This is a genomic window from Actinomadura sediminis, assembly GCF_042675525.1.
Taxonomy (GTDB): Bacteria; Actinomycetota; Actinomycetes; order Streptosporangiales; family Streptosporangiaceae; genus Spirillospora; species Spirillospora sediminis.
Genome location: NZ_JBHTJA010000002.1, coordinates 249,351 through 256,739, shown reverse-complemented (window position 1 = coordinate 256,739; position 7,389 = coordinate 249,351). Strand labels below are relative to the sequence as shown.

The window sequence follows — 7,389 nt, the reverse complement described above, 5'->3', positions numbered from 1 at the left end:
AGCGCGTACAGCGGCGCGACGTCGGCGGGACGGGCGGGCGCCGCGGCCACCAGCAGCGGCCCGGCGGGCGGCGGGTCCGGCAGCCGGGCGACGAGGGCGGCGAAGCGGCCGTCGACGAGTCCGCACAGCCCCGGCCCGGCCGAGGTGAGGCGGGCCTCCAGCCGGGCCGCGACCGCCGGGTCGCTGACGTCGGAGACGACGCAGTGGTAGGCGGCGCGGGCGTCCAGCGGGGCGGGCACCGCGACCGGCTCGCCGTGCAGAAGCTGCCGGAGCGTCTGCAGCGTGCTCTCCCGGGCGGTGCGGGCCGTCTCCAGCTCGGCCACCCGGTGCGCGTGGACCATGCGGTGGACGAGCGCGGTGGTGATCTCGTCGATGCGGCTGACCCCGTCGAGGAGCTGCGCGTCGGGGACGCCGAGGCGGCGGCCGTCGGCGATGAGCGTCCGGACGAGATGGGCGCGGCCCGCCTGGAAGCCGTCCAGGAACGCCGCGACCGGCACCCCCTGGCGGGCGCGGTCGGCGCCGAGCCGCTCGGCCGCCGCGAGCACCTCCGGCCCGGGCCCGCCCTCCTCGAGCGCGGCGAGCACGCCCCGGACCAGCGCGGCGGTGTGCCGCCGGGTCTCCTCTTCCGGCAGCGCCGCGACGAGGTCCGAGCGGGTGCGGGCGGCGCGCACCGTCGCGTCCAGCACCGCCGGGTCCTCGCTGCGCTCGACCAGCAGCCGCAGGAACCGGTCGTCCTCTCGTGGCTCCATGCCGCCATTGTGCGGCCCCGTTGTCCCCGGCGGACAACCGGGCGCGGCGGGCTTGGGCGGCCCGGATCTAGCCGGGCGGCCGCCAAGTGGTGTTCGGTGGAGTCAGCCGAATCCCGAGGAGCGACCGATGGCCGAGGACGAAGAGTTCCTGGAGAAGCTGCCCACCGACCTGATCTTCCGGCTGCCGCCGAACTTCGACGACGTCGAGGACGAGCGCCGGCACCGCAAGGAGCGGCTGGCGGCCGCGCTGCGGATCTTCGGCAAGTTCGGCTTCGAGGAGGGCGTCGCCGGGCACATCACCGCCCGCGACCCCGAGCGCACCGACCACTTCTGGGTGAACCCGTTCGGGATGTCGTTCAAGCACATCAAGGTCAGCGACCTGATCCTGGTGAACCACGAGGGCAAGGTCGTCGAGGGCCGCTACCCGGTGAACGAGGCGGCGTTCGCGATCCACTCGCAGGTGCACCAGGCCCGTCCGGACGTCGTCGCCGCCGCGCACAGCCACTCGACGTACGGGCGGGCGATGTCGGCGCTCGGCCGGAAGCTGGAGCCGATCACGCAGGACGTGTGCGCGTTCTACCAGGACCACGGCCTGTTCGACGACTACACCGGCGTCGTCACCGACCTGGAGGAGGGCAAGCGGATCGCCGCGGCCCTCGGCGGCCACAAGGCCGTCATCCTGCGCAACCACGGCCTGCTGACGGTCGGCGACACCGTGGACGCCGCCGCCTGGTGGTTCATCACCATGGAGCGGTCCTGCCAGGTGCAGCTGCTCGCGCAGGCCGCGGGCCCGGTCGTCCCGATCGAGCACGACAACGCCGTCCTCACCCACGGGCAGATCGGCAACGACCTGGTCGGCTGGATCAACTACCAGCCGCTGTACGACCAGATCACCCGCGAGCAGCCCGACCTGTTCGACTGACGGCGCCGCGCCACAGGCCCCCGGCGGCCGGCGCGGAGCCCCGCGCCGCCGCCCGGGCCGCGTGCGATCCGCGGGCCCGCTCCCGTGCGCCGCAGGCCGGGGCCCACCCCGCCGCCCGAGGGGCGGGGCGGCATCGGCCATGATCGGGGCATGGACCTGCGTGTTGCCTTGATCGGATACGGCACCGGGGGCGCGGTCTTCCACGCCCCGCTCATCTCGTCCGTCCCCGGGATGCGGCTGGCGGCGGTCGTGACCGGGGACCCCGAGCGACGGAAGGCCGTCGAGGAGCGGTACCCGGACGCGCGGGTCCTCGACCACGCCGACCGGCTGTGGGAGGTGTCGGGCGCCTACGACCTGGTGGTGGTCGCGGCGCCGAACCGCTACCACGTCGCCCTCGCCCGGACGGCGCTGACCTCGGGGGTGCCGGTCGTCGTGGACAAGCCGGCCGCCGCGACCGCCGCCGACGCCCGCTCGCTCGCCGCGCTCAGCGCCGTCCGGGGCCTGCCGGTGATCCCGTTCCACAACCGCCGCTGGGACGGCGACTTCCTGACCGCGCAGCGCCTCGTCGGCTCCGGGACGCTCGGCGACGTGCTGCGCTTCGAGTCCCGGTTCGAGCGGTGGCGGCCGACGATCAAGCCCGGGTGGAAGGAGAGCGCCGATCCCCGGGACGCGGGCGGCATCCTGTACGACCTGGGCTCGCACCTGATCGACCAGGCGATCGCGCTGTTCGGCCGTCCGGTCCGGGTGTACGCCGAGGTCGACACCCGGCGGCGCGGCGCGAACGCGCCCGACGACGTGTTCGTCGCCCTCGAGCACCACGGCGGCACCCGCTCCCACCTGTGGGCGAGCGCGACGGCCGCGCAGCTCGGCCCCCGGTTCCGGGTCCTCGGGTCCCGCGCCGCCTACACCGTCCACGGCATGGACGTGCAGGAGGACGCGCTCCGCGCCGGGCTCGTCCCGAACGACCCGGGCTACGGCATCGCGCCGCCCGAGGCCCACGGTCTCGTCGGCGTCCCCGGCGACGAGCGGCCCGAACCGACCGCGCCGGGCGCGTACCACGACTTCTACGCCGCCGTGGCGCGCACGCTGCGGGACGGCGCTCCCCCGCCCGTCGACCTCGCCGACGCGATCACCGGCCTGGAGGTCATCGAGGCCGCGCTGCTCTCCGCCCGCGACCACACGGCGGTGCCCCTGGACTGACCCCGCGCACGCGTCCGGAGCGTCACCGCCGCGGGCATCACCCGGCAGATTCGCACCCCGCCCAAGGGAACCCGCCCAAGGGAACCCGCCCAAGAGAACCCGTCCAAGGGAAACGGACCGCACTCGGACCTCGGCGGCGAAGGCGAACGCGTCGTCGTCTCGTCTCCCCGTTAAGGGGCGGGCGGTGAGGGTAGTCATCTTCCCGTTCCATCGCTGCTCAGCAGGTGAAGGAGGCGGCGCATGCCCGGCGGGGGCCTTTCGAGCAGTGCTTTGATGCGCTGGACGGGCACCGGAAAGATCGTTTCCTTTTACCGGTATTTCCTCCTGAATCTTCCGCGGACGACGACCGCATCGGGTGTCGCGCTCGTCCTCGGGGTCGGTGCCGTCCACCTTTACCTGCTGGTCACCGACCAGGCACTGGGGGGCGGGTTCGACGCGCCGGCCTACCTGCGCGCCTATTGCGCGGCCCTGCTCGGCGCCGCGGTCCTGTCCGCGGTGGGCATGGTGGCCGCACCGAAAGCGGGGTGGGCCCTCGGCAGCCTGGTGGCCGTGGCCGCCATCGCGGTGTACGTGTCCAGCCGCGTCTGGGGACTGCCTGACCTGCCGGCCTTGGAGGGCCACTGGGGCTATGCCCTGGGCACGTTCACGCTTCTTCTGGCCGGGGCATTGCTCGGCTTGCATTTCACCGTGTCGACGGGTCTGAACGTCGCCTGGCCGCAGCGGCGGAATTGGCATGACTGACGGCGTCCTGCGGGAGCACGGCCCCCTTCGTCGGCCGACGCCTCGCGCGTTGCCTCACCGGCACGGCGCGAGGAGGTGGCCGACCGGCGGGCGCCCGCGGCACGGCACCGGCATCGCGGCGACGCGGCCGGCCGGAACCGGAGGCTGGTGACGTTGGAACTCGATTTTCCGGCATGGCTGCGCGTGGCGCACTGGGTCAACGTCCTGTTCGTGACCCTCCTGATCCGCAGCGGCATCGAGATCATCGCCACCCATCCGAAGTTCTACGGCAACGACCGAAGCGAGCCCGGCACCGAATGGGCCCGGTTCACGCGCAAGTCGATGCCCGAGGACAAGCTCTACGACACGCTGGACGAGGAAGAGTCGTACTCTTCGATCATCTCGCTCCCCGGCCGCAAGAAGCTCGGCATGGGGCGGCATTGGCACTTCTTCAGCGTCCTCGGGTGGGTTCTGACGGGGGCGGCCTATTTCGTCCTGTTGTTCGCCACCGGCCAGTGGCACCGTTACATCCCCTACTCCTGGTCGATCTTCCCGACCGCCTGGAGCGACCTGCTCACCTACCTCGGTTTCGACCTGCCGCCGCTGCTGCCCGGCCAGCCGTTCGACGCGATCCAGAAGCTCTCCTACGCCTTCGTGCTGTTCATCCTGGCGCCCTTCCAGATCCTGACCGGGCTCGCGCAGTCCCCGGCGATCGAGGCGCGCTTCCCGTGGTACCTGCGCCTGTGGGGCGGCCGCCAGCGGGCGCGCAACCTGCATCTGCTCGGGCTGCTGGCCTTCCTCGGCTTCACCGCCGTCCACATCATGATGATCGCGGTCTGGGGCTGGGGGCACCTGAACGCCCTGATGATCTTCGGCGAGGTCCGCGACCGCACGTCGGCGCTCGCGCTGTCGCTGGTCATCATCGCCGTGATCGTCGCGATCCACTGGGCGGCGACGGTGGTCAGCCTCGAACGTCCCCGGCTGGTGCAGCGCACGCTTGGCGCCGTGGTGATGAGCGTCCGCAAGGTGCTGCTGCGGCCGATGGTCTCCCGCCAGGACTACTCCGGAGTCGAACCCTCCGGCCGGCACCGGGTGAACGGCAAACCGCCCGACAGCGACGCCTACAAGGTGCTGGCGGTGCACGGCTTCACCGACTGGCGGCTCCAGGTGGGCGGCCTGGTCGACAACCCGATGACCCTCACGCTGGCCGACCTGCGCGCCCTGCCCCGGCAGACGCAGCGGGTTCTGCACAACTGCGTCCAAGGCTGGACGAGCATCGGAGAGTGGTCCGGCCTGCCGATGCGAGAACTGGTGGACCTGGCCGCCCCCCTGCCGCAGGCCCGCTATGTGTGCTTCCTGACCATGCAGGATGCCGGCCGTGACGAGCCCAGCGCCCAGGGCGCCGGCCAGTTCTACGAGGTGATCGACCTCGAGGTGGCGCGCCAGTCGCACACCCTGCTCGCCTACGAGATGAACGGCGGGCCGCTGCCCATCGAGCACGGCGCCCCGCTGCGTCTGCGGATCGAGAACCAGGTCGGGTTCAAGATGGCCAAATGGATCACGCACATCGAGTTCGTCTCCGACTACTCCGGCATCGGCGAGGGAATGGGCGGCTGGCGGGAGGACAACGTCTTCTACGACAAGAACGTGGGGATCTGATGGCCGGAGGGCAGGCCCGTCCCGAACTCACCGCCCTGACCGGCGAGCAGCGGGACCGCGTCGCCAAGCACCTGCGGCGGCACCGGACCCGGTGCGCGGGCTGCGGGTCGACTGATTTCGATATCGGCGACGCCCTCTACCTCGGTTTCCTGTTCCGCAGTGAGCGGCAGGACGCGTATCTGGTCGGGCTCACGTGCGCCGCCCCCGCCTGCCCCGCTCCCCGCACCGGCGTCCGCTTGCGGAAGACCGACCTGTTCCGGCCGGGAGAGGAAACGGCCGACGGCGAGGACCCCCGAGAGGCCGGCACGACGCCGTGAGCGCTCAGTCGTCCGGCGGCACGACCCGCGGGCGGGCGAGTCCCAGCTCTTCGATGAGCGGCAGGACCTCGGACAGCCGGGACCGCAGCCCGGCGTACCGCTCCCGCTCGTCGACGCTCAGGCCGCCGCTGCGGTGATAGTGCTCCAGCCGCTCCAGCCGGCCCGCAAGGAACGTGCCCCAGCGGACACCGAAATCGTAGATCCGAGCACCGTCCGGCCGGTCGCCGGCCAGCTCGCGCAGCGCCCGCACCTGTTCCTCGAGCAACTCGAGGTCCTCGCTCGCCCCCGGCTCGCCCATCCTCGTCCGCCCCCCTCACAGCTCGGGCTTGCCGATGCTCAACACGTGCGGGTGCCCGGACAGCGTCAGATAGACGCGCTCGTCGCCGACGGCGAGTCCGGACAGCCGCGCGGTCCGCAGCGAACCCGGCAGGCCGGCCCGGAAACCGATGGTGGCCACCGGTTCGAGCCGCTCGTCCTCGTAGCCCGTGAAGGTGTCCGTCTCGAACACCACCAGCCTCGTCGTGGTCGCCGCGTACACCCGCGCGTCGTCCGTGCCGACGTGTTCGGCGGGGGCGCCGAGCCGCGCCCGCGCCAGCACCTCCAGCTTCTCGCCGCCCGGCCTCTCCCCGACGGCGAGCAGCCGATCGGTGCCCTTCTCGGCCACATAACTGCGGGCGACGTCGATCTGGTCCAGGGCGCTGCTGTGGACCGGCACGTCGATCCGGTCCTGCAACTCGACCGACCCGGGCTCGCCCCTGTAGCCGGCGATGCCGCGGGGACCCGAGAGGTCGAATTCGAGCGCTCTTCCCCGCATGGGGCCGGCCAGCTCCGCGTGCGGGCCCGCATGCACAGGTACCGTCCCGAGCGTCCGCAGCCCGCGCAACCGGACGGCGGTCACCGTCGCCCCGTCCCTCGACAGGGCCAGCAACGCCCGGGACCCGCCATCGATGTCCACCGAGGACGGGGCCGGTCCGGCGGCGAAGGCGCCGGCGGGGCGCAGGTCCCCCCGGCCGAGCATGAGGATCCGGCCACGCGCGGGCTGCGGCACGTACACCGCGTCCCGGACCGTGCGGTCCACCACGATGTTCTCGCCGATCTCCAGGGGCGGGGACAGGGTCGTTCGCGGTCGCCCGCCCACGTCGATCCGGGCGACCCGGCCGCCGTCCTCGAGCGGCGCGAACAGGGCCCCGTCCGACCAGACGGGGTCGCGCACCGCGGCCGCGACCGGCAGCACCGCCACCTCGTCCTTCCCGCCCGGTTCGGAGCCGCCCGCACAGGCGGTGATCGCGGCCAGGGCGGTGAGCGCCACCGCAGGGACGGCGAACCGGCGCGCCGGCACGAACCCCATCGACCCCCCACTGCCGCCCGGCGGCACGGCACCAGCCGTACCCGCCGCAGACCCACGACGTTCTGCAGCCGACCGGATACCCGGCTCCGGCGAGTGCAAACGGCACGAAACCGGCTGCGGGCGGCTTCAGGTCCGCACGTGCCGATGCGTACCCGCCGATGCGCACGGGACGGTCGTGGCGGTGCGGCCGCATCGTGGATGGCGCCCGCGGATCGATGCCGCCGTGAAAGTCCGACGCTCGGTGAGCGGCGCGAGGCGCTTCCCGAATGTGACCGCCGGTTCTTTCGGCGCCGCTTACCTCCGCGGCCCCCGGGTATCCACACGTCCGTTCGTCCTCACGGCGCCGGAGAGGAACGAGGTGACTCATGCGGAAATCGTCCGCGGGCGTTGAAACGGCCGAGGGGATGCTCTCGCCGCGTGCGTCGACCGGGAACGTCAACGGCCGCTGTCAGCGGGACCAACGAGATATCCGGC

General features: G+C 72.7%; 7 protein-coding genes and 1 pseudogene. 5 read left to right on the top strand and 3 right to left on the bottom strand.

Features of this window, described 5'->3' with window-relative positions:
- A pseudogene (locus ACFQ11_RS02925) lies at window positions 1-749 on the bottom strand (helix-turn-helix domain-containing protein); the annotation flags it as partial.
- Window positions 750-876: 127 nt separating this feature from the next.
- Here ACFQ11_RS02925 and ACFQ11_RS02920 point away from each other — a divergent pair.
- The 5 genes from ACFQ11_RS02920 (at window position 877) to ACFQ11_RS02900 (ending at window position 5,567) form a co-directional block, all read left to right on the top strand.
- On the top strand, window positions 877-1,671 hold the full coding sequence (locus ACFQ11_RS02920; RefSeq protein WP_378296162.1) for a class II aldolase/adducin family protein: 795 nt from the start codon (window positions 877-879) through the stop codon (window positions 1,669-1,671).
- A 150-nt stretch (window positions 1,672-1,821) separates the two neighbouring features.
- Window positions 1,822-2,871: a Gfo/Idh/MocA family oxidoreductase gene (locus tag ACFQ11_RS02915; RefSeq protein WP_378296161.1), complete on the top strand. Its 1,050-nt coding sequence runs from the start codon at window positions 1,822-1,824 to the stop codon at window positions 2,869-2,871.
- A 240-nt stretch (window positions 2,872-3,111) separates the two neighbouring features.
- On the top strand, window positions 3,112-3,612 hold the full coding sequence (locus ACFQ11_RS02910; protein ID WP_378296160.1) for a hypothetical protein: 501 nt from the start codon (window positions 3,112-3,114) through the stop codon (window positions 3,610-3,612).
- A 153-nt stretch (window positions 3,613-3,765) separates the two neighbouring features.
- Entirely contained in the window at window positions 3,766-5,250 is a 1,485-nt protein-coding gene (locus ACFQ11_RS02905; protein ID WP_378296159.1) for a molybdopterin-dependent oxidoreductase, read from the top strand.
- Entirely contained in the window at window positions 5,250-5,567 is a 318-nt protein-coding gene (locus ACFQ11_RS02900) for a hypothetical protein (protein WP_378296158.1), read from the top strand. Before ACFQ11_RS02905 ends, ACFQ11_RS02900 begins: the two co-directional genes overlap by 1 nt.
- A 4-nt stretch (window positions 5,568-5,571) precedes the next feature.
- Here ACFQ11_RS02900 and ACFQ11_RS02895 read toward each other — a convergent pair whose 3' ends face one another.
- Window positions 5,572-5,865, bottom strand: coding sequence for a hypothetical protein (locus ACFQ11_RS02895; protein WP_378296157.1), 294 nt, complete (start codon window positions 5,863-5,865; stop codon window positions 5,572-5,574).
- Window positions 5,866-5,880: 15 nt separating this feature from the next.
- A complete protein-coding gene (locus tag ACFQ11_RS02890) occupies window positions 5,881-6,915 on the bottom strand; it encodes a hypothetical protein (RefSeq protein ID WP_378296156.1) in 1,035 nt (344 codons plus the stop codon).
- Window positions 6,916-7,389 lie beyond the last annotated feature (474 nt).

Excerpts from the sequence above, each read along its gene's own strand:
- ACFQ11_RS02920 (WP_378296162.1), top strand. The coding sequence starts at position 877 with ATGGCCGAGGACGAAGAGTTCCTGGAGAAGCTGCCCACCGACCTGATC.
- ACFQ11_RS02915 (WP_378296161.1), top strand. The coding sequence starts at position 1,822 with ATGGACCTGCGTGTTGCCTTGATCGGATACGGCACCGGGGGCGCGGTC.
- ACFQ11_RS02910 (WP_378296160.1), top strand. The coding sequence starts at position 3,112 with ATGCCCGGCGGGGGCCTTTCGAGCAGTGCTTTGATGCGCTGGACGGGC.
- ACFQ11_RS02900 (WP_378296158.1), top strand. The coding sequence starts at position 5,250 with ATGGCCGGAGGGCAGGCCCGTCCCGAACTCACCGCCCTGACCGGCGAG.
- ACFQ11_RS02895 (WP_378296157.1), bottom strand. The coding sequence starts at position 5,865 with ATGGGCGAGCCGGGGGCGAGCGAGGACCTCGAGTTGCTCGAGGAACAG.
- ACFQ11_RS02890 (WP_378296156.1), bottom strand. The coding sequence starts at position 6,915 with ATGGGGTTCGTGCCGGCGCGCCGGTTCGCCGTCCCTGCGGTGGCGCTC.